General features: G+C 73.1%; 22 protein-coding genes. 18 read left to right on the forward strand and 4 right to left on the reverse strand.

The features are described 5' to 3' along the window. The first annotated feature begins 91 nt into the window (after positions 1–91). The 5 genes from DVH02_RS24770 to DVH02_RS24785 all read left to right on the forward strand — a co-directional run bounded on the left by DVH02_RS24770 (position 92) and on the right by DVH02_RS24785 (position 6,568). Positions 92–871 carry a GNAT family N-acetyltransferase gene (locus tag DVH02_RS24770; RefSeq protein WP_114626050.1) on the forward strand — a complete coding sequence of 260 codons (780 nt, stop codon included), beginning with the start codon at positions 92–94 and terminating at the stop codon, positions 869–871. A gap of 137 nt (positions 872–1,008) precedes the next feature. Then, a complete protein-coding gene (locus DVH02_RS24775) occupies positions 1,009–2,496 on the forward strand; it encodes an SDR family NAD(P)-dependent oxidoreductase (protein ID WP_114626051.1) in 1,488 nt (495 codons plus the stop codon). A 252-nt stretch (positions 2,497–2,748) separates the two neighbouring features. Then, on the forward strand, positions 2,749–2,922 hold the full coding sequence (locus DVH02_RS35670) for a hypothetical protein (RefSeq protein WP_199566404.1): 174 nt from the start codon (positions 2,749–2,751) through the stop codon (positions 2,920–2,922). A 329-nt stretch (positions 2,923–3,251) separates the two neighbouring features. Further along, positions 3,252–4,412: a DUF6777 domain-containing protein gene (locus DVH02_RS24780; RefSeq protein ID WP_114626052.1), complete on the forward strand. Its 1,161-nt coding sequence runs from the start codon at positions 3,252–3,254 to the stop codon at positions 4,410–4,412. An 83-nt stretch (positions 4,413–4,495) separates the two neighbouring features. Continuing rightward, positions 4,496–6,568 (forward strand): SpoIIE family protein phosphatase, encoded by a 2,073-nt coding sequence (locus tag DVH02_RS24785; RefSeq protein ID WP_114626053.1) that lies wholly within the window; start codon positions 4,496–4,498, stop codon positions 6,566–6,568. A gap of 131 nt (positions 6,569–6,699) precedes the next feature. Here the strand turns inward: DVH02_RS24785 and DVH02_RS24790 are convergent, their stop codons facing one another. Then, the gene (locus DVH02_RS24790; RefSeq protein ID WP_199566405.1) at positions 6,700–7,416 is read right to left on the reverse strand and encodes an alpha/beta fold hydrolase; all 717 of its coding nucleotides are present in this window, start codon (positions 7,414–7,416) and stop codon (positions 6,700–6,702) included. Positions 7,417–7,590: 174 nt separating this feature from the next. Here DVH02_RS24790 and DVH02_RS24795 point away from each other — a divergent pair, with 174 nt between their 5' ends. Beyond that, positions 7,591–8,466, forward strand: a complete 876-nt coding sequence (locus tag DVH02_RS24795) for an Fpg/Nei family DNA glycosylase (RefSeq protein WP_114626054.1) — start codon at positions 7,591–7,593, stop codon at positions 8,464–8,466. A gap of 107 nt (positions 8,467–8,573) precedes the next feature. On the opposite strand, the gene DVH02_RS24800 is transcribed toward DVH02_RS24795, so the two are convergent. Then, entirely contained in the window at positions 8,574–9,236 is a 663-nt protein-coding gene (locus tag DVH02_RS24800; protein WP_114626055.1) for a zf-HC2 domain-containing protein, read from the reverse strand. 136 nt (positions 9,237–9,372) lie between these two features. On the opposite strand from DVH02_RS24800, the gene DVH02_RS24805 reads away from it, so the two are divergent. The 4 genes from DVH02_RS24805 to DVH02_RS24820 are packed head-to-tail and all read left to right on the forward strand — an operon-like array spanning position 9,373 to position 13,170. After that, positions 9,373–10,161: a LytR/AlgR family response regulator transcription factor gene (locus DVH02_RS24805; RefSeq protein WP_114626056.1), complete on the forward strand. Its 789-nt coding sequence runs from the start codon at positions 9,373–9,375 to the stop codon at positions 10,159–10,161. A gap of 50 nt (positions 10,162–10,211) precedes the next feature. Beyond that, complete coding sequence (locus tag DVH02_RS24810; protein ID WP_407697675.1) at positions 10,212–10,520, forward strand: hypothetical protein; 309 nt, start codon at positions 10,212–10,214, stop codon at positions 10,518–10,520. Beyond that, the gene (locus tag DVH02_RS24815) at positions 10,517–11,983 is read left to right on the forward strand and encodes a sodium/solute symporter (protein ID WP_114626058.1); all 1,467 of its coding nucleotides are present in this window, start codon (positions 10,517–10,519) and stop codon (positions 11,981–11,983) included. The genes DVH02_RS24810 and DVH02_RS24815 overlap by 4 nt, the downstream gene beginning before the upstream one ends. Beyond that, on the forward strand, positions 11,980–13,170 hold the full coding sequence (locus DVH02_RS24820; protein WP_114626059.1) for a sensor histidine kinase: 1,191 nt from the start codon (positions 11,980–11,982) through the stop codon (positions 13,168–13,170). The genes DVH02_RS24815 and DVH02_RS24820 overlap by 4 nt, the downstream gene beginning before the upstream one ends. Positions 13,171–13,275: 105 nt before the next feature. Here DVH02_RS24820 and DVH02_RS24825 read toward each other — a convergent pair whose 3' ends face one another. Further along, complete coding sequence (locus tag DVH02_RS24825; RefSeq protein ID WP_114626060.1) at positions 13,276–13,797, reverse strand: hypothetical protein; 522 nt, start codon at positions 13,795–13,797, stop codon at positions 13,276–13,278. Between the two features lie 122 nt (positions 13,798–13,919). Here DVH02_RS24825 and DVH02_RS24830 point away from each other — a divergent pair, with 122 nt between their 5' ends. Then, on the forward strand, positions 13,920–14,135 hold the full coding sequence (locus DVH02_RS24830; RefSeq protein WP_114626061.1) for a zf-HC2 domain-containing protein: 216 nt from the start codon (positions 13,920–13,922) through the stop codon (positions 14,133–14,135). Here the strand turns inward: DVH02_RS24830 and DVH02_RS24835 are convergent. After that, on the reverse strand, positions 14,072–14,650 hold the full coding sequence (locus tag DVH02_RS24835) for a sigma-70 family RNA polymerase sigma factor (RefSeq protein WP_114626062.1): 579 nt from the start codon (positions 14,648–14,650) through the stop codon (positions 14,072–14,074). The genes DVH02_RS24830 and DVH02_RS24835 overlap by 64 nt on opposite strands. 288 nt (positions 14,651–14,938) lie before the next feature. Here DVH02_RS24835 and DVH02_RS24840 point away from each other — a divergent pair, with 288 nt between their 5' ends. From DVH02_RS24840 to DVH02_RS24870, 7 genes are all read left to right on the forward strand, one after another. After that, a complete protein-coding gene (locus DVH02_RS24840; protein WP_114626063.1) occupies positions 14,939–16,117 on the forward strand; it encodes a CapA family protein in 1,179 nt (392 codons plus the stop codon). A gap of 200 nt (positions 16,118–16,317) precedes the next feature. Next, the gene (locus DVH02_RS24845) at positions 16,318–16,626 is read left to right on the forward strand and encodes a GNAT family N-acetyltransferase (RefSeq protein ID WP_114626064.1); all 309 of its coding nucleotides are present in this window, start codon (positions 16,318–16,320) and stop codon (positions 16,624–16,626) included. A gap of 18 nt (positions 16,627–16,644) precedes the next feature. Next, positions 16,645–16,938 (forward strand): (4Fe-4S)-binding protein, encoded by a 294-nt coding sequence (locus DVH02_RS24850; protein ID WP_233518444.1) that lies wholly within the window; start codon positions 16,645–16,647, stop codon positions 16,936–16,938. A 686-nt stretch (positions 16,939–17,624) separates the two neighbouring features. Further along, entirely contained in the window at positions 17,625–18,287 is a 663-nt protein-coding gene (locus DVH02_RS24855; protein ID WP_114626066.1) for a hydrolase, read from the forward strand. Between the two features lie 165 nt (positions 18,288–18,452). Continuing rightward, a complete protein-coding gene (locus DVH02_RS24860) occupies positions 18,453–19,763 on the forward strand; it encodes an aminotransferase-like domain-containing protein (RefSeq protein ID WP_114626067.1) in 1,311 nt (436 codons plus the stop codon). A 201-nt stretch (positions 19,764–19,964) separates the two neighbouring features. Then, the gene (locus DVH02_RS24865; protein WP_114626068.1) at positions 19,965–20,258 is read left to right on the forward strand and encodes a Dabb family protein; all 294 of its coding nucleotides are present in this window, start codon (positions 19,965–19,967) and stop codon (positions 20,256–20,258) included. 3 nt (positions 20,259–20,261) lie between these two features. After that, the gene (locus tag DVH02_RS24870) at positions 20,262–20,837 is read left to right on the forward strand and encodes a type 2 periplasmic-binding domain-containing protein (protein ID WP_114626069.1); all 576 of its coding nucleotides are present in this window, start codon (positions 20,262–20,264) and stop codon (positions 20,835–20,837) included. Positions 20,838–20,899: the final 62 nt, after the last annotated feature.

Genomic DNA, 20,899 nt, shown 5'->3' on the forward strand with positions numbered 1-20,899 from the left:
GAAGGCGCGCCACCGGGCGCCGGGAATACGGCGCCCGGTGGCGCGCCTTCCCCCTCTGTCACAGGTGAGTCGACGAGCGAGGTCAGAGCGCATGAGTGCAAGCCGGCAGTCCGTACAGCATCCGCCGGAGAGGTCACGGGACGGGCGGGTGCCCGGGGACAGGACCCCCGCGGGTACCGCCTCCAGCGGGCTCCACCCGCTGGACCACCCGGTGCGCTCCGCGCTGACCGGAGCGCACGCGCACCTCGCCGAGCGGCGCGGCCGGCTGCTGCGCTACGCCCCCGACGTCTCACCGTGGCTGGCGCTGCCCGAGGACGCCGACGAGGCGGACTGGGCCGACGTCGCCGCGCTCGCGGGCCCCGGCGGGGGCGTCTCGCTCGCGGGACACCCGGGTCCGACGCCCGACGGCTGGGAGATCCTCTTCCGCGCCGAGGGCGTCCAGCTCGTCGACGCCGGGGCCGCCACCGCGCCGGACCCCGAGGCGGTACGGCTCGGCCCCGCCGACGTCCCCGAGATCCTCGACCTGGTGGAGCGCACCCGGCCGGGACCGTTCCTGCCGCGCACCGTGGAGATGGGCACGTACCTGGGCATCCGGCGCGGCGGCGCGCTCGTCGCGATGGCGGGGGAGCGGATGCGCCCGGCGGGCCACAGCGAGATCAGCGCCGTCTGCACCGCCCAGGAATTCCGCGGCCAGGGTCTCGCCGCCCGGCTCGTGCTGGCCGTCGCCGACGGCATCAAGGCGCGCGGGGACGTCCCGTTCCTGCACGCCGCCGCCGACAACACGAACGCCGTCCGGCTGTACGAGAAGCTCGGATTCCCGCTGCGTCGCACGACCCGGTTCGTCGCGGTCCGCGTCCCGCCGACCGGATAAGATAGTGGGATTTTGTTGGCCCCCGGCGCGTCGGTATGCTCCTGACCTGCGGGGATCGCCGCAATGACCCACAAAAGCCCCAACGGGGACTCCGGCGTACGGGTGGACCCACGAGTGATCGAGGAACGGCAACAGCGATGACGGTGACAGAGGACGGCCCCGCGTACGGCGCCACCGAGGCGCACGGCGAGACCCCGGTGTACGGCCCCGGCATCGACCCCGAGCGCATGGCCGTCTGCCTCGCCGTGCTCGACGAACTCGACAAGCTGGACGTCGACCACCCCGACGCGGTCGCGGTCAGGCGGGCCACCGCCGGGATCTACCGGACCGTCAAGCAGCGCCGCCGCCAGGAGCGCAGGGCCGCCAAGACCGCCCACGACAAGTCCGTCACCGAGTCCACCGCCACCGGCTCCGCCGAGCGCATCGACGACGAGACCCAGGGGCTGCTGCCGTCCTCCTCGACCGCGGGCGAGATCGCGGGCATCCTCCAGCGCCCCCGCTCCTGCTACATCTGCAAGTCCCGCTACACCGAGGTCGACGCCTTCTACCACCAGCTCTGCCGCCCGTGCGCGGCCGAGAACCGCTCCCGCCGGGACGCCCGTACGGATCTGACCGGACGCCGCGCGCTGCTCACCGGCGGCCGGGCCAAGATCGGCATGTACATCGCGCTGCGGCTGCTGCGCGACGGCGCCCACACCACCATCACCACCCGCTTCCCCGGTGACGCGATCCGCCGCTTCAAGGCGATGGAGGACAGCGCCGACTGGATCCACCGCCTCAAGATCGTCGGCATCGACCTGCGGGACCCCGCGCAGGTCGTCGCGCTCGCCGACTCGGTCGCGGCCGAGGGCCCGCTCGACATCCTGATCAACAACGCCGCGCAGACGGTGCGCCGCTCCCCGGGCGCCTACCGTGAACTCCTCGCCGCCGAGTCCGCCCCGCTGCCCGCGGGTGAGCTGCCGGCCTCCCAGGTCATCGGGGCCTTCGGCAGCGGCGCCCAGGCCGTGCTGCCCGCCGTCGGCGCCGAGGCGCTGAGCGCCTCCGACGTCACCGGCCTCGCCCTGGTCGGCGGCTCCGCCACGCTCGCCAGGATCGAGGCGGGCACCGCGATCGACGCGGGCGGACTCGTACCCGACCTGCACGACTCCAACAGCTGGGTCCAGACGGTCTCCGAGGTCGACGCGGTCGAGCTGCTCGAAGTCCAACTGTGCAACTCCACCGCGCCGTTCATCCTCATCAGCCGGCTCCGCCCGGCGATGGCCGCCGCGACCGGCCGCGGCTACGTGGTCAACGTCTCCGCGATGGAGGGCGTCTTCAGCCGCGGCTACAAGGGCGCGGGCCATCCGCACACCAACATGGCCAAGGCCGCGCTGAACATGCTCACCCGCACCAGCGCGCAGGAGATGTTCGAGAAGGACCGGATCCTGATGACGGCCGTCGACACCGGCTGGATCACCGACGAGCGCCCGCATCCGGACAAGATGCGGCTGGCCGACGAGGGCTTCCACGCCCCGCTCGACCTGATCGACGGCGCGGCCCGGGTGTACGACCCGATTGTGCGCGGCGAGGCGGGCGAAGAGCTGTACGGCTGCTTCCTCAAGGACTACGCGCCCGCCAACTGGTAGGCCGTCATCCGGCTTCCGGCCACCCGGCGTCGGCCGAGTGGCCGGAACATCACCCGAAAGCGAGCCCTATAGAGCGCACTGCCGCTCATCTGGTTACTCTGGTGCGTGCATGGCCAACGCAGGGGGGATACACCGTCCTCACGGCCGCACCACTGGGACAGGCCCACCACCAACGGCCGTTCCCGTCCGAAAACGGCGCCACCGCGACGGAACCCATCTGTCCCAGAGTTACCCGACACAAAGGAGTGCGCGGTGACACCCGAACTCACGCAGTACGAGGAACGCCCGGAGAAGCAGGCCGCACGCGAGCGCGGCGGAGCCGAGAAGATCGGCAATCTCGAAGTGTGGGCCAGGTCCGCCCCGATCCGGCTGGCCGGTTACGAGGACGACCTCGCCGAGCCGCACATCCTGCCCGGCGTCGACTGACCCGCCCGCCGCCGGGCGCGCGCGCCGTACGTACCACCGGCGGCGTAGCGCGCCCGGCCAGGGGGAACGTAGCGCCTCCCGCGCGCCCGGCGCGTGCCCGCCGGGCCCGGCGCCGACCGGTCCTACACCCGCCGGGACCGGCCTGACCAGCACGGACGCGGCGCGCTCCGGCGCCCGGCCGTCCGAGCCGCACCGCCGCCCGCGACCCGCGCCCGCTTCCCGGACGTGTTCGGGACCCGGGCGTGTCGCGGGCGGCCCCGCTTGCGCGGCCACTCCGGGTCCGGCAGATATGGAGCGACATCCCTGGAGGAAGAGAACGGGAGACCCAGGTGCGCTCACTCATCCGTCGTCGCTACGCCGTGCTGGCCGCGCTGTCCGCCGGGGTGCTGGCCACGGCGGGCTGCGGAATCGGCGGCGGCAGCGGCGCCGGGCACGCGTCGGATGCCAAGGAGCTGTATCTCCAGCCGGCCCGTGCCGCCGGGCCCGACCCCTTCACCGCGGCGCCCGGCGCCGGAGCGCCCGGCGGCAAGGCCGCGCCGTCCAGCACGCCGGAGCCCGGCACCCTGGAATCCCGAACCCCGGAGCCCCGAACCTCGGAGCCCCGAACCCCGCGGAGCGGCTCCCCGCGGAGCGGGCGCCAGGAGGGCCGGGCCGGATCCGCGCCCGCCGTGCCGCGCGCCCTGCCCGGCTCCACCCCCGGGCTCTACGGCGCCTCCACCGCCCCCGGCTGCGCGGTGGAACGGCAGGCCCGGCTCCTCGCCAAGGACCCCGCGAAGGCCCGCTCCTTCGCGCGGGCGGCCGGTATCGGCAAGGAGTCCGTCCCCGACTTCCTGCGCGCGCTGACCCCCGTCGAGCTGCGGGCCGACGTCCGGGTGACGGACCACGGCCACCGCGCGGGGGCCGCCACCGCCTTCCAGGCCGTCCTCCAGTCGGGCACCGCCGTACTGGTCGACGGCCGTGGCCTGCCCAGGGTCCGCTGCGCCTCCGGGAACCCGCTGGGACCGCCGGTCGCGTTCAAGGGCTCGGTGGACTACCGGGGCGAGCGCTGGCCGGGCTACCGGGCCGAGCGGGTCGTCGTCGTCCAGCGCTCCGAGGAGGACCTCGGCGGGCTGGTCATCGTCGACCCCGTCGACGGGGTCTGGGTGGAGCGGCGCAGCGGCACCGACGGCGGCGAGGACATCGCGCCCGCGGTCCTCCCGGCGTACGGGCCCGACGCCGACCTCAGCGATCCCGAGGTGGTGAAGCCGCCGGACGCGCTCCTGCCCGGCGAACCTCCCGCTTCGGCGACCCCCTCGGCCGACGCCCCCGCGCCGGGGCGGCCCCCGGTGGACCGGCGGCGGGCCCCGGAGACCGGCGCGGCGGACCCGGGAGCGGCCGACAGCGGTTCCGTACCGCCCGCCGACGAGCTGTTCGGCCCGCTGCCCGACGGGCAGCGGCCGGGCGAGGCGGCCGAGGACGTGCTGGTCGGTCCCGACGCCTTCCAGGGCTGAGCGGAACTCCATGGCGCCGGGGGTTGTGTCACGAATTGCCCGGATCGCTCGAAGAATCCGACAAATGATGACAGAGTGTCCCCATGGCTGAACGGGCAACGGGTCCCCTGTCGCTCCCCGACGACTGGCCCGTCCACCCGGTCACCAGCCTCTCCCTCAACCGGATGGGAACCTTCGACTGGGACATCGCCAGCGGACTCCTGCATCTGGACGCACCGGCCCTCGACGTCCTCGGGCTGCGCGCCGACGAGTTCGACGGCCGGATCCGCGGTCTGGCGGCCCGGATCCCGCGCGGCGAGGTCAACCGGCTGGACCTGGTGGTCGAGCGGGCGTTCCGGGACGGCAGCGCCACCTACGGCGCCTATCTGCGGGTCCGGCGCCGGGACGGGACGCTGTACTGGGCCCACACCCAGGGCGCCATCCGCCGGAGCGAGGACGGCCGGCCCTTCCGGGTCATCGGCGTCGTCCGCGACGCCACCCAGGAACTGGCCGACTCCACCGCCCGGCTGGAGCTGAACGCCGTGCGCCGGGTGCAGACGAGCGTCGTGGAGGGGACCACCGCGGCGCTCGCCCACGCCAGGACCGTCCAGGACGTCATCGACGTGCTCAAGGCGTCCCACGGCCTGGCGCACCTCGGCGCCACCAGCCTGGTCATGGGGCTGATGGAGGCCGGGCGCATCCATCTGGTCGCCGAGGGGCCCGAGGGCTCGTACGTGCCCGGCACCCGGGTGACCAGGACCGACGAGGAGTACCCGATGAGCGAGGTCGTCACCACGCTCACCCCGCGCTTCATCGAGTCCGCCGAGGAGTTCGCCGACTCCTACCCGCTGCTGTGGCCGCACATCAGCGGACTCGGCATCAACAAGGCCGCCTACCTGCCGCTGATCGCCCAGTCGCGGCCCGTCGGCGCGCTCGGGCTGCTCTACCGGGAGAAGGGCGGCTTCACGGCGGAGGACCGCAACCTGCTGGTCGCCCTCGGCAGCAGCATCGCCCAGAGCCTCCAGCGCGCCGTCCTCTTCGAGCAGGAACACGATCTGGCGGAGGGGCTCCAGCAGGCGATGCTGCCCCGCCGCATCCCCGCCGTCGAGGGCGCCGAGATCGCCGTACGCTACCGCTCGGCCCGGCTCGGCAGGGACATCGGCGGCGACTGGTACGACGTCATCCCGCTGCCCGGCGGCCGGGTCGGTACGGTCATCGGCGACGTACAGGGCCACGACACGCACGCCGCCGCCGTGATGGGGCAGCTCCGTATCGTGCTGCGGGCCTATGCCGCCGAGGGACACACCCCGGCCACCGTGATGGCCCGCGCCTCCGTCTTCCTGCACGAACTGGACACCGACCGCTTCGCCACCTGCGTCTACGCGGAGACCGACCTGACCACCGGACTCGTCCAGCTGGTACGGGCCGGCCATGTCGACCCCCTGGTCAGGGACGCCGACGGCAGCTGCCGTCGGCTGCTGGTGCCCGGCGGGCTGCCGCTCGGCCTCTCCGCGGCCTTCGGCCGGCTCGACTACCCCGTCGAGACCGTCGAGCTGGACCCCGGCCAGGCGCTGCTGCTCTACACCGACGGCCTGGTGGAGCAGCCGGGCGCCGACCTGGACGACGGCATGCAGCTGCTGGCCGGTCTGGTGGCGAACGGGCCGCGCGATCTCCAGGCGCTGGCCGACCGGCTCTGCGAGGTGGTCGACGCGCGCGGCGGCGAGGACGACGTCGCCGTCCTGCTGCTGCGCCGGGTCGGGGCGCGCCCCGAGCGCTCCGCCGGCCGGCTCCGCCAGCACGTCCCGCAGGCCGATCCGCAGGCGCTGAGCACCGCGCGCCATCTGATCAGGGCGGCGGTGACCGCCTGGGGCGCCGGGGAGCGCTCCGACGGGATCGAGCTGGCCGCCGACGAGCTGATCACCAACGCGCTGACGCACGCCGAGAGCGCGGCGACCGTGGTCGTACGCGTGCTGCCGAGAGGCGAGCGGCGGATCAGGGTGGAGGTCGAGGACGGCTCCAGCGCCCTGCCGCACCGGCGCGACGCGGGGGCGTCGGGCGTCTCGGGGCGCGGGCTGCTGCTGGTGGAGGAGCTGGCCGACGGGTGGGGCGTCGAGTCGCGGGGCAGCGGCAAGTGCGTCTGGTGCGAGTTCGTCGTCCCGGAGCGGCCGGTGCGATGAGCGGCCGGTCCCCGCGCCGAACCCCCGGTGCGGTGACCGGCGAAAGGCCCCGCGCCCGACCGCCCGGCGCCTCCACCTCCGCTGGCCGCGCGGTGCCTCCACTGCCGCTGACCGGGCGGCCCGTCCCTGGCCTACACCCGGGGCACCGGCTCCGCCCGGCCCCCGGCCGCGCTCAGGAACGCCTGCCCCACCACGTCGGGGAACGGGTTCAGCCCGAGCAGCGCGGTGACCGAGCCGGTCGCCAGCGCGTGCCAGGTACGGGCCCGGCGCAGCATCGGGTGATCGCTGCCGGAGAGCAGTACGGCGCAGGCGTCCGCGCCCGCGTCCCGGGCGCGGGCGGCGAGGTCGACAGTGCCGCGCGGATCCGTCATCCGGTCCTGGTCGCTGTGCAGCAGCACCACCCGGCGGCCCCGCAGCTGCTCCACCGGCTCCCGCGGCGGGCACCAGGGGGCGAGTCCGACCACGCCCGTCACCAGATCGTGGCCGGCGGCGGCCAGCGCGGCCCGGCCGCCCATCGAATGCCCCAGGAGCACCACCGGCACCGTGGAGACCAGCTCCTCCAGCGAGTCCAGCGCCCGCAGCGCGTCCCGGGCGGCGTCGGCCCGGCTGCCGTTCCACCCCCGGTGCCGGTAGCGGACCCGGCCGACCACGACATCGCAGCCCTCGGTGGCCCGCAGCACCGCGCGCGTGAACGGCCGCATCCGGGCGCCCGCCGGGTTCAGCCGGCCCGGCGGGTCCATGCTCTCCGCGCGACCGCCGTGCAGTACCAGGACGGCGGCGCGCGGTCGCGCGGCCGTTCTGTCGAGGATCAGGGCGGACGGGACGGTGGCTCGGTCGCGTACGGGCACGGGGGGCCTTCCTTCCAACGGTGGTCTCCGCGGGGGAGCACCTCTCGCGGTGTATTCGGGGCCGAGACGCCCGCGGACGCCTCGGCCCCGCTCCTTGTGGGCCGTATCACGCGGCGGGCCGGGGCCCACCGTGCCCACCGGGCGTTCGGGCGCCGCCTGCGGCACGCTGGACGTATGCCGGAAGTACCCGAGGTCGAAGCGCTGCGCGAGTTCCTCGACGAACACCTGGTGGGCAAGGAAATCGTCCGTGTCCTGCCGCTGACGGTCAATGCCCTGAAGACCTATGATCCGCCGCTGACCGCGCTGGAGGGCGCCACGGTCACGGCCGTGGACCGGCACGGCAAGTACCTCGACATCGTCGCGGGGGACGCCGCGCCCGGCGGGCTGCACCTCGCGGTCCACCTCGCCCGCGCGGGCTGGCTGCGCTGGCGGGACTCCTTCCCCGCCGCCCCGCCGCGCCCCGGCAAGGGGCCGCTGGCGCTGCGCGCGGTGCTCGCCGGGGGCGACGGCTTCGACCTGACCGAGGCGGGCACCGCCAAGCGCCTCGCCGTCCATCTCGTACGCGACCCGGCCGACGTCCCCGGCATCGCCCGGCTCGGCCCCGATCCGCTCGCCGCCTCCTTCGACCGGGCCGCGCTCGCCGCGCTGCTGGCGGGCGAGCGGCGCCGGATCAAGGGCGCGCTGCGCGACCAGCGGCTGATCGCGGGCATCGGCAACGCCTACAGCGACGAGATCCTGCACGCGGCGCGGATGTCGCCCTTCAAGCCTGTGGAGAACCTCTCCGAGGACGAGATCACCACCCTCCACGACGCGCTGCGCACGACGCTGCGCGAGGCGGTCGCGCGCTCGCGCGGAGTGGCCGCCGGGCGGCTGAAGGCGGAGAAGAAAAGCGGGCTGCGGGTGCACGGCCGTACCGGCGAGCCGTGTCCCGTCTGCGGGGACACCATCCGCGAGGTGTCGTTCAGCGACTCCTCGCTCCAGTACTGCCCCACCTGCCAGACGGGCGGCAGGCCGCTCGCCGACCGCAGGATGTCGCGGCTGCTCAAGTAGGGCTCCGCCCGGAGCGGAGAGAGCGACGCCCGCGACCCGGGCCGCGACACCGGTCGTGGTCCCGGATCGCGGGTCGTGGTCGCGGTCGCGCGCGGGCGGCGCGGCGCTCATCCGCCGATCGTCACCAGCACCCGGCCGTCCGACGCCCGCACCTCGAAGCGCGAGATCTCCGCGGGGCGCAGCGCGGCCCCGCCCCGGGTGACCAGCCGCTCGCCGTCCCGCGCGTGCGACGCCCAGGTCATCACCGTCTGCCGCGACCCGTCGAGCCCCACCGCGATCAGCGCGCAGACCTCGGAGACGCCGGGGCGCACCAGCTCCAGGCCGACGTCCGTGCCCCAGACCGCCTCCGCCGTCGTCACCACGGCCGAGGTCCCCGACGCGCGGTCGGAGGCGCTCCACCGTACGGTCGCGGTGTCTCCGGGGTCCGTGCCGGAGGACGCGCCGAGCACCGCGAGCGGCCCGCCCACCACGAGTACCGCGGCCACGGCCGCCAGCGCGAGCCGCCGTCGGCGGCTCTTGCGCCGGCCGTCGGCCGTACGGTCGAGCAGCCCGGCCAGCAGCTCCGGCCCCGCGACGGCGTACGGCGCCACCTCGGCGGGGGTCTGCCGGGCATATCGGTCGAGCTGTGCCTTCACTCCGCCGAAGTCGGCCAGCAGCAGGGTGCACTGCGGGCAGACCATCAGGTGGTCCTCGAAGCGGAAGGCGTCCGAGGCGTCCAGCACCCCGAGGGCGTAGGCGCCGACATCACGATGGAGGTCCAAGGTCCGCATATTGTCTGTTACGCAGCGAAGTACGGAATCACTCAAAGGCTCGCGCGTTCACCCGAGGATCGCACCGAGCGTCGGGAAACCGCACGGTCCACCGGGCCCTGACGACACCGCGCGCCACGTCGTAAACTCCGGCCTCATGCTGCGCGTACTGGCTGTGGACGACGAGGAACCGGCCCTTGAGGAGCTGCTCTATCTGCTCAGGGCCGACCCCCGCGTCCGCGCCGCCGAGGGCGCGACCGGCGCCACCGAGGCGCTGCGCCGCATCGGCGCCGCCCTCGACGCGGGTCCCGAGGGGCCCGGCGCCGTCGACGTGGTCTTCCTCGACATCCACATGGCCGGACTCACCGGACTCGACGTCGCCCGGCTGCTGGCCGGCTTCGCCGAGCCCCCGCTGATCGTCTTCGTCACGGCCCACGAGGGCTTCGCCGTACGGGCCTTCGACCTCAAGGCCGTCGACTACGTACTCAAACCCGTGCGCAGGGAGCGCCTCGCCGAGGCCGTGCGGCGCGTCGCCGAACTGGTGGGGGAGCGCTCCGCGGTCCCCGGGCCGGGGGCGGCCCCCGGCGCCGCGCAGGTCCCCGGAGCGCCCTCGGCCGCCGACCAGATCACGGTCGAGCTGGGCGGGGTGATCCGGTTCGTCGCCGTGGCCGACATCGCCTACGCCGAGGCCAGAGGCGACTACGCGCGGCTGTACACCGACACCGGCAGCCATCTCGTGCGGATCCCGCTCAGCACACTGGAGGAGCGCTGGCGCGCGCACGGGTTCGTCCGGATCCACCGCCGCCATCTCGTCGCGCTGGCCCGGATCGACGAACTGCGCCTGGACGCGGGCGCGATGAGCGTACGTGTCGGTGGCGCCGAGCTGCCCGTCAGCCGCCGCCACGCCCGCTCGCTGCGGGACCTGCTGATGCGGCAGCGGCGATGACGGGCCCCTCCGCGCCCCGGCGCGAGGTCGTCACCGGCGAGCCCCGGCGCGTGCGTCCGCTGCCCCGCTACCGGGCCCAGGCCGAGATCCAGGAACAGACCGCGCTGGGCGGCGCCTACGTCCGTTCCCTGATGCGCAGTCAACTACGCGCGGCACTCACCGTGTTCGCGGTACTCGCGCTGACCGCCGGTACCCTGCCCCTCGCCTTCGCCGCGCTGCGCGACGCCACCGCCGTCTGGGCGGTCCTCGGCTGCGCCGCCTATCCGCTGCTCACTCTGGGCGGCTGGTGGTACGTGCGCCGCGCCGAGCGCAACGAGCGCGACTTCGCCCGGCTGGTGAAGGGGCGGCCCGCGCCGTGAGCCAGACCTACACGGCGGTGGCCGTCGCCGTCGTGGTGCTCGCCACCGTGCTCGTCGGCGGCTTCGGGCTGCGCATATCCCGTACCACCTCGGACTTCTACGTCGCCTCCCGCACGGTCGGCCCCGCGCTCAACGCCGCCGCGATCAGCGGCGAATACCTCTCCGCCGCCTCCTTCCTCGGCATCGCGGGGCTGGTGCTGCTGCACGGCCCCGACATGCTCTGGTACCCGGTCGGCTACACCGCCGGATACCTCGTCCTGCTCGTCTTCGTCGCCGCGCCGCTGCGCAGGTCCGGCGCCTACACCCTGCCGGACTTCGCCGAGGGGCGGCTCGAATCGCGCGCGGTACGCCGACTGGTCAGCCTGTTCGTGGTCGGCGCGGGCTGGCTCTATCTCGTCCCCCAACTCCAGGGCGCGGGAATGACGTTGAAGATCCTCACCGGAGCGCCCGGCTGGTTCGGCGGAGTACTCGTCGCGCTCGTCGTCGTGGTGGCGGTCGCCGCGGGCGGGATGCGCAGCATCACCTTCGTCCAGGCGTTCCAGTACTGGCTCAAGCTCACCGCGCTGCTGGTGCCCGCGATCTTCCTGCTGCTGGCCTGGTACGGCGACGACCGGCCGCGCCCCGTGCTGGACCTCGCCTCCACCGCCGCCGTCCGCGCCGACCATCCCCTCTACGCCACCTACGGCCTGATCGTGGCGACGTTCCTGGGCACGATGGGACTGCCCCATGTCGTGGTCCGCTTCTACACCAGCCCCAACGGCCGCGCCGCCCGCCGCACCACCGTCGCCGTACTGGCGCTGATCGGCGCGTTCTACCTGCTGCCGCCGGTCTACGGGGCGCTGGGGCGGCTGTACGCGCCCGAGCTGCCCGACGGCGCCGCCGCCGACGCCGCCGTACTGCTGCTGCCGGAGCGGGCGATCGGCGGGCTCGGCGGCGATCTGCTCGGCGCCCTTGTCGCGGGCGGGGCGTTCGCCGCGTTCCTCTCCACCGCCTCAGGACTGACCATGGCCGTCGCGGGCGTCCTCACCCAGGATGTACTGCCCGCGCGCGGCGTACGGCAGTTCAGACTCGCCGCGCCGCTCGCCATCGTCGTGCCGCTGTGCGGATCGCTGCTGGTCAGCGACGCGCCCGTGGCCGACTCCGTCGGGATGGCCTTCGCGGTCTCCGCCTCGTCGTTCTGTCCGCTGCTGGTCCTGGGCATCTGGTGGCGCGGGCTCACCCCGCCCGGCGCCGTCGCCGGACTGCTGCTCGGGGGCGGTCTCTCCTTCGCCGCGACGGTCCTCACGGTGGCCGGCACCGTACGGTCCGGCTGGCCGCACGCCCTGCTCGCCTGGCCCGCCGTCTGGTCCGTCCCGGTCGGCTTCCTCGCGATGGTCCTCGTCTCCCTGGCCACCAGGGCCCGGATACCGGCGGGCACCAACGCCGCCATGGCCCGCTTCCACCTGCCGGAGGGACTGACATGAGCCCGGCCGCCCTCGCCGTGTCGACGGTGCTCGCGGCGCTGCTCCTCGCGGGCGGCTACCTGCTCGGCCGGCGCACCGCCCGCCCCGCCCGCCCCAGCGACGTCGGCACCCCCGTGGAACACGCCACGTTCGAGACCCTGCACACCGCCTCCCTCGCCGCGCCCCCGCTGCGCGCCGGACTCACCCGGGAGAGCGCGGCCAAGGCGGCCGGCCGGCTGCGCTCCCTGCTGGGCACCGACGCGCTCTGCCTCACCGACCGCGAGGGGGTCCTCGCCTGGGACGGTGGCGGCGAACACCACGGCGAGGGCGTGATGGAACGCGTCGTGGGGGTGCTCGACAGCGGCCGGGGCACGGCCTTCCCGGTCGGCTGCGGCGACCTGGACTGCGCCCTGCGCTGGGGTGTGGCCGTCCCGCTCACCGTCGACCACCGGGTGCTCGGCACGCTGGTCGCCTACGCGCCGCGCGAGTCCGCCGTACTGGCCTCGGCCGCCGGTGAGGTGGCCCGCTGGGTCTGCGTACAGCTGGAGCTGGCCGAGCTGGACCGCTCCCGCACCCGGCTGATCGAAGCCGAGATCAAGGCGCTGCGGGCCCAGATCTCGCCGCACTTCATCTTCAACTCGCTCGCCGCGATCGCCTCGTTCGTCCGCACCGATCCGGACCGCGCCCGCGAACTCCTGCTGGAGTTCGCCGACTTCACCCGCTACTCGTTCCGCAGCCACGGCGATTTCACCACGCTCGCCGACGAGTTGCACTCCATCGACCAGTATCTGGCCCTGGTGCGGGCCCGCTTCGGCGAGCGGCTCTCCGTACGGCTCCAGGTCGCCCCCGAGGTGCTGCCCGTCGCGATGCCCTTCCTCTGCCTCCAGCCGCTCGTGGAGAACGCCGTCAAACACGGCCTCGAAGGAGCCGCCACCACCAGCCGGATCACCATCAGCGCCCTCGACGCGGGCGCCGAGGCCGAGGTGGTCGTCGAGGACGACGGGGTGGGCATGGAGCCGGACCGGCTGCGCCGGATCCTGCGCGGCGAGGGCGGCGCGTCCACCGGGATCGGCCTGCTCAACGTGGACGAACGGCTGCGCCAGGTCTACGGGGACGAGTACGGCCTCGTCATCGAGACGGGCGTCGGGGCCGGTATGAAGATCACGGTGCGCATTCCCAAGTACCGTGCGGGCGTGCACGGCAGCTGAGCGCCGGACGACGGTCGCCGGGCCCGCCGACCGACCGGGCGGCCCGTGCGTATCCCGTGCCGCGTACCCCGTGCCGCGTACCCCGTGCCGCGTACCCCGTGCCGTTCAGAACAGATGGATCGCCAGATGTCCCAGCGGCAGCCCGAGCTGCCACGCGGGCGTCCACACCTGCGGCCCCTCCGCCTCGCCCGCGGTGAGGGGATCGGCGCCGGAGGGCGCCACGGAGTCGAGGTCCGGCGCGAGCAGCTCCGTCTCCTCCAGCCAGCGCCAGGCGGCGCCCGCCAGCGCCAGATCGGGATCGCGGGCCCCCGCGTCCGATTCGAAGTCGAGCGCCTCCAGCCGGTCGAGCCGCGCGCAGACCCACTCGCGCCAGCATGTCCCGTACGCGGTGAGGGAGCGCCACTCCTCCATTCTGGCCACCACGCGCGGGCCGCCCACCGAGCCGTCGGAGAGGAAGATGGTCAGGGCCAGCGCGTCCCGGCCCGCCCGGTACTCCAAGGTCGTCGGTGGCATGAGATCACCGGTGCGCAGCAACTCGTCGGCGATGTACTCCGCGTACATCCACGCCATGGGGACCAGCAGCCCGCCACCGCCCGCCCCTTCCCCTTCAGTACATTCCGGACGCATCGATTTTCCGCCTTCCTTTCCTCCCCCGAAGCCTGCTTAAGGGAGCATTGAACCGGCGGCAGCCCCTCCGCGTGGCCAGAAGGGCAGGATCGGGCGGCTGACGGGAGCGGATTGTGACGGGTGTGGCCGACGGTGACGGGTCCGCCGATGGAGCGGACGATTCCGGCCCGCATGTGCGGTCGCTGCTCGGTGCCTACGCGCTCGAAGCGCTCGGTCCCGAGGAGGACCGGTGGGTCGCCGACCACCTGGCGGGGTGCGACAGGTGCGGCGCGGCCTACCGGGAAGTGGCCGACACGCGGTCGCTGCTCGCGCTCCTGGACGAGGACGACCTGCGGTAGCCGGGCAGCGCGCGGGCCAGGGCCCGCAGGGCGTAGTACGAACGGGACTTGACCGTACCCGGGGGAACACCCAGCGCCGCCGCCGCCTCGTTCACGCTCAGTCCCCGGAAGTAGAGCTGGCCGAGCACGGCGCGGTGCTCGGCGCTCAGGGTGCGCACCGCCCGCCGCACGTCCAGCGCCGCGACGGCGCTCTCCGTACGGTCCTGGGGGTCGGGCGTGGCGGCGAGGACCGCGTCCCCGACCTCCGGCGGTCGGGCCAGCCGCGATCTGCGGGCGTCGATCGCGAGCCGGCGCGCGACGGTGAACAGCCAGGGCCGCATCGACTCGAACGGCGCGTCGAACGCCTCGGGGTGGAGCCAGGCCCGTACCAGCGTCTCCTGGACCAGATCCTCGGCCCGCTGCCGGTCGCCGTAGGTCAGTCCGAGCAGGAAGCTGAGCAGGGCGGGCCCGTGCCGGTGCTGAAGGTCCGTCAGCGCTCGTTCGTCGGTCGTCTCCGTGGCCGTGGCCGTGGTCATCGTGAACGCCCTCTCTCGCAGGTGCGGCTGGTGGCGCTGGTGGCGCTGGTGCCGCTCGTGCGCGGCGCGCTGCCGTGTGGCGTATCCGAACGCATGGCGGCGCCGGGGGACAGACGGCGCACAGAGATCTGCGACGAGCGGTCGCTCACTGCGACGAGTGGTGCGGTGAACGGTCGGCGGGAGGCGTTCGGCCCCATTGGGGCGTGATGTCGGCTTGGCTCCTTGACATCCGTTTATATGACTATATGGATTCAGGGGACGGCATCCCCTGACCCTGGAGCGCCACCGATGACTCAGCGCATGCGATACGGAGCGGTGGCCGCCGCGGCCCTGCTCGGCACGGCGGCGGCGGCCTGCGCCGGTCCCGCGTCAGGACCTCCCGTACCGCACGGGCCGCGCGGCGGCTCCGCGTCGGCCGCCGCCCCGGCCCGGGGCTTCACCCTGGCCGCCTCCGGCGACATCCTGCCGCACGAGTCGGTGATCGGCCGGGCCCGCGCCGACGCGGACGGCGACGGCCACGACTTCGCTCCGATGCTCGCGGCGGTCGAGCCCGTCGTCTCCGGCGCGGACGTGGCGATCTGTCACATGGAGACCGTCTACGGCGAGGAGGAAGGCCCCTTCACCGGCTACCCCGACTTCGTCTCCCCGCCCGAGGTGGCCCAGGGCCTCAAGGACACCGGCTACGACTCCTGCTCCACCGCCTCGAACCACGCGCTCGACGACGGCTCCGCCGGGGTACGGCGCACCCTCGACGCCCTCGACAAGGCGGGCGTCCGGCACACCGGCACGGCCCGCTCGGCCGCCGAGGCGACCCGCCCCGCCCTGCTGACGGCGGGCGGCGCCCGGATCGCCCAGCTGGCCTACACCTACGGCGTCAACGACCATCCGTTCCCCGACGGACAGCCCTGGGCGGTCGCCCTCGTCGACGAGAAGAAGATCGTCGCCGACGCCCGCGCCGCCAGGAAGGCCGGTGCCGACGTCGTGGTGGTCAGCCTCCACTGGGGCACCGAGTGGCAGACCGCCCCCGACGAGATCCAGCTCGACCTGGGCCGTCGGCTCACCGCGTCCCGTACCGGCACCCGGCCCGACATCGACCTGATCCTCGGCACCCACGCGCACGTCCCGCAGGCGTACGAGAAGGTCAACGGCACCTGGATCATCTACGGCATGGGCGACCAGATCGCCGGTGTGATGACCAACGACGACGGCGAACTGGACGGACGGGGCAACCAGGGCTCCATCGGCCGGTTCACCTTCGCACCGCCCGCCGCGAAGGGGCAGCGCTGGCCGGTCCGCAGGGCGGAGTTCGTCCCGCAGTTGATGGACACCGGCACCGGCCGCGTGGTGAACCTGCGCGAAGCCGTCCGCGCGGACCCGGAGCGCGACGACTACCGGGAGGTCCTCGACGACATCAGCGCCACGGTCCTGAGCCGCGGCGCGGCGGCGGACGGGCTCGCGCTGGGCTGAGGGCCGTCCCGTCCGGCCCTCGCCACACCGTCGGCCTTCGGCGTGGCCACGGGCCCTGGCGGATCGCCGAGCCGCCGCCCGGATCATTCCGCCGTGCCCCCGCCGAAGTTAAGTTGATTCGTCAACCTGATCTGCTTAAGGTGCAGTCCCGGTCGACGGAATTCGTCCGTTGTCTGGGGCGAGGTCCACAAGGAGGGCGTATGACGGTCGAAGTGAGTGACGTGCCCGAGGCGAAGCGCTACGAGGCCCGCGTCGACGGGGAGTCCAAGGTGGCGGGTGTCGCGCAGTACATCCGTACGACGGAGCTGATCGCGTTCGTGCACACCGAGGTCGATCCGGCTTACGAGGGCAGGGGAGTGGGGTCCGCGTTGGCCCGGGTCGCCCTGGACGAGGCGAGGGGAGCGAATCTGCGGGTGCTGGCCACGTGCCCCTTCTTCGCGGGCTGGATCGACCGGCACCCCGCATACCGGGACTTGCTGTACCAGTCCCGCAGCAGGGTCAGTGACTGAAGGGGCGGGCGGGCGACGATGGAGGCGGACATGAGCGGCGGGCCTGGGCGCAAGGCGTACCGAACGCGGTCGATCACGGTGACCTTCGAGGCCGGGCGCTGTCTCCATGCCGCCGAATGCGTCCGTGGCCTGCCCGAGGTGTTCGATACGGCGAAGCGCCCGTGGATCCGGCCGGAGAGGGCTCCGGCCGATCGTCTGGCCGAAGTGGTGCGCCGTTGTCCGTCGGGCGCGCTGCGCTACGAACGCACGGACGGCGAAGGGGAGACCCCCGACCGGCCCGACCCCGGTCACGGTGGTTCCACGGGCGGCTGAGCGTACGCGGTGAGCTGACTGTGGACACGCCGCGAGGCCCGCGTGCCGGGGGTGGGGCCATGCTGTGCGGCTGTGGGCGGAGCCGCGAGGCCCGCCACCGCGACCACGCGGGTCCTCGCGGTCGGTGACGCGGCCGGACCCGCGGGGCTGTGACGCCACCCGCTCGGTGTCGCGCGGTCCCGTACAGGGTGCGGATGCGGGCGACCGGGTACGGGCACGTACGGCCACGCTGATCCGGAGCCGTCGGCCGGAAAACCGACGCGCCCCCATGTGCTGTGGAGGGCAGGGCGGTTCGACACGGCACCGTTCGGGACTGCCCGTCGAGGGGTTCGGCCGACGCGCCACCGGGACGGCTTCCGCTCACTCCGGTCCCTGAGTGACTGATCGTCATGTGCGTTGAAGGGTTGCCGAGTTGGTGTGATGGGTCCGCGTCCGGGGGCGGATCGGCAATTGGTTGACACGTCAAGCACCTGTGCTTAATGTAGATGACACGTCATCCAGTTGGGGCCGGTAGTCGGCTGGTACCGCAAGCCGTCACTCGCGCGGACCGAGCGGGCTCGCGAAGTGATCTCGCCCAGCGGGCTGTTGGCCGGCCGGTCGGCCTCGGGTCCCTGTGCCGACAAGTGACGCCCTGTCGACGTGCTGCTGTGCGGGCGCGCGTCATACGTATCTTGGAGAGGTAGCTCATGGGCAAGGAAGCCACGTCCGGACTTCAGGCGCTGCTGACGCCCGAGGAGAGCGTCGTCGTCCTGATCGACCACCAGCCGTTCCAGTTCGCCAACCTGCACAGCCACGAGCCCACGGTGATCGTGAACAACGCGGTCGGTCTGGCCAAGGCGGCCAAGGCGTTCGACGTACCGACGATCCTGACGACCGTGCTGGAGGAGCGCGGCGGCTACATCATCAAGGGACTGCAGGACGTGTTCCCGGACCAGAAGCCGATCAACAGGACGTTCATCAACACCTGGGAGGACGAGCGCGTCGTCGACGCCGTCAAGGCGACCGGCCGCAAGAAGCTGATCATCGCCGGTCTCTGGACGGAGATGTGTGTCGCGATGCCGGCCATCCAGGCGGCGGGTGAGGGCTTCGAGGTCTTCGCCGTCACCGACGCCTCGGGCGGCGCGTCGGCGGAGGCCCACGACATGGCCGTGCGGCGCATGGTCCAGGCGGGCGTGGTACCGATCACCTGGATGGCCGTGGCGGGGGAGTGGCAGCGCGACTGGGCCCGCGAAAAGACCTTCCCGGGCATGACCGACGTCCTGCTTCAGCACGGTGGCGGCACGGGCATCGCCTTCAGCTGGGAGACGCAGCTCCTGGCCACGCCCACGCCCGCCGGAAGCGGCGTCTGACCTGGCTGCCGCCCCGGCGGCGGTTCGGACCGGTCACCGCCCGTCGCTGACCGGTCCGCTCGCCGCGCGCCGCCGAACTCGTCCACCGGCTCCTGAGGTGTGTGACACGGGGAGCCCCTGTGCACCGGAGCGACCGCCGCACGTGCAGGAACCGGAGAATCGAAAATGGTTGAATTATCTGTCGGGCAACTGCATCCCTCGCTGGATGATCCCGTCCTCCACTCGATGAACCTGCTGAACGACATTGCCGCGGACCACCCGCGGGCGGTGTCCTTCGCCGCCGGCCGGCCTTACGAGGAGTTCTTCCGGGTCGAGCAGCTCCATGAATATCTGGAAACCTTCTTCGCGCACCTCACCGAGGTGGTGGGGCTGACGGACAAGGAGGCCCGCAGAACCGTTTTCCAGTACGGGCGGACGAAGGGCGTCATCCACGACCTGGTCGCCCGCTACCTTGAGATCGACGAAGCCATCACCGTCGACCCCGACTCGGTGGTGGTGACCGTCGGCAGTCAGGAGGCGATGTTCCTGACGCTGCGCTCTCTGCGCGCCTCCCCGCGTGACGTCGTCCTCGCCGTCGCGCCCACCTACTTCGGACTGACCGGCGCCGCGCGCTTGCTGGACATGCCCGTGCTGCCGGTCGGGGACGCGGACGGCGGTCTCGACCTCGCGGATCTTGAGCGCCAGGTGGCGGCGGCACGCGCCCGAGGACAACGGCCGCGCGCTCTGTATCTTGTTCCCGACTTCTCCAACCCCACCGGGGTGAGCCTGGATCAGGCCACCCGGATCGCCCTGCTCGACCTGGCGGCCGAACTCGATCTGCTGATCATCGAGGACAACCCGTACGGCCTCTTCCAAGCCGATCCCGGCACCCGGCCATCGACCCTCAAAGCGCTCGACACCCGGCACCAGGTCGTCCACATCGGCTCCTTCGCCAAGACCGGCCTGCCCGGCGCCCGCGTCGGCTTCGTCGTCGCCGACCAGCCCGTCACCAGGGACGGCCGTCCGGCGGGAACGCTCGCGGACCAGTTGTCGCTGATCAAGAGCAACGTCACGCTCAACACATCGCCCGTCGCCCAGGCCGTCGTCGGCGGCAAGCTGCTGCGCCATGGATGCAGCATGGTCGCCGCGAACAAGCGTGAGATCGAGGTCTACCGCGCCAACCTGCGGCGCGTGCTGGCGGGGCTGACCTGGCGCTTCGCCGCCACCGGCCCGGTCACGTGGAACACCCCGGCCGGCGGGTTCTTCGTCGTTCTGACGGTGCCGTTCACCGTGGACGACCGTTCGCTGCGCAGATCGGCGCGCGACCACGGAGTGATCTGGACCCCTCTGCATCATTTCCACACCGGCATGACCTCCTCACACCAGATCCGGCTGTCCTTCAGCCTGCTCGACAACGCGGCGATCGACGAGGGACTCGACCGGCTGGCCGCCTTTGTGAGGGCCGAGATCCAGGCCGCGCCCGGTCGGTCCACCTGATCACCGGCGGCTCCCCGCCCCCGGTCCGACCGGGGAAGACCCCACGGCGAGCGACCGTCCGTATACGCGGGAGATCGTGTCCGGTGGCGCACGCGACAAAGGGCATCGTCCGCCGCGAATCCGGTCCACGTCGCTCGGCCGGACTGCCCACGTGCCGTCGCACGGGTGACGTGGCGCCGTGCGACCTGAACAAGGATGCCGATGATCAGACACATTGTGCTGTTCAAGTTCAAGCCGGGCTTCGGCTGGCAGGATCCCGCGGCCCTCGCGGCCGAGCGGTCCTCGTCGCTCGTCGGCGAGGAGGTGCCCGGCCTGCTGCACTGGCAGGTGGGGCGTAACACCGCCGACCGTCCGGTCGCCTACGACTTCGCCGTGATCGGCCTGCTGCCCGACCAGGACACCCTGCGCGGCTACCAGGACCACCCCTTCCATCAAGAATCCGCGGCGCTGTGGCGTGCCATCAGCACCTGGGTCGTCGCCGACATCGAGGAGTGACACATGACCGTCGAGCTGGGCTGGATCGACGTCCGGCCCGCACAGTCCGGGCCGTCGGCCATCGGAACGCTCGGCCCCGAGGGCACGAGCAGCGAGCAGGCCGCGCGGCTGCTGCGGACCCGCTTGCTCGGCGGGGTGCCTATCGTGCTCAGGGCGACCTACGAACAGGCCCTGGAGGACCTGACGGCCGGTGCCGTCAGCCATGTGGTCGTCGCCAATGCCTATCGGGATGTCCACCACTTCTACATGGCCGACGACATCGCGCTGGCCAGCACCTTCGTCATGGACACCCCGCTGTACGGCGTCGCCCGGCGCACAGACGCCGATCCGCTGCCCGACCGCCCGAGCGTGGTGACGCATCCGTCGCCGCGACCGCTGTTACGACAACTGCTGCCGACGGCCTACCAGCTGTCCGAAGTGGCCACCGCGGACTCCACCAGCCAGGCGGCCCGAGCCGTGGCCGAGCACCGCTACGACCTCGCGCTCACCACCGAACCGGCCGCCACGCGGCACGGACTTCGCTTCATTTCACGGCTGCGGCCGATCCGCATGGTCTGGTCGGTCTTCGTCCGTACCTGAGCCCCCGCCTGAGCCCCCACCTGAGCCCCCGCCTGGGCCCCCATCTGAGTCCCCCGGAAGCC

The organism is Streptomyces corynorhini, from assembly GCF_003346515.1.
Lineage (GTDB): Bacteria > Actinomycetota > Actinomycetes > Streptomycetales > Streptomycetaceae > Streptomyces > Streptomyces corynorhini.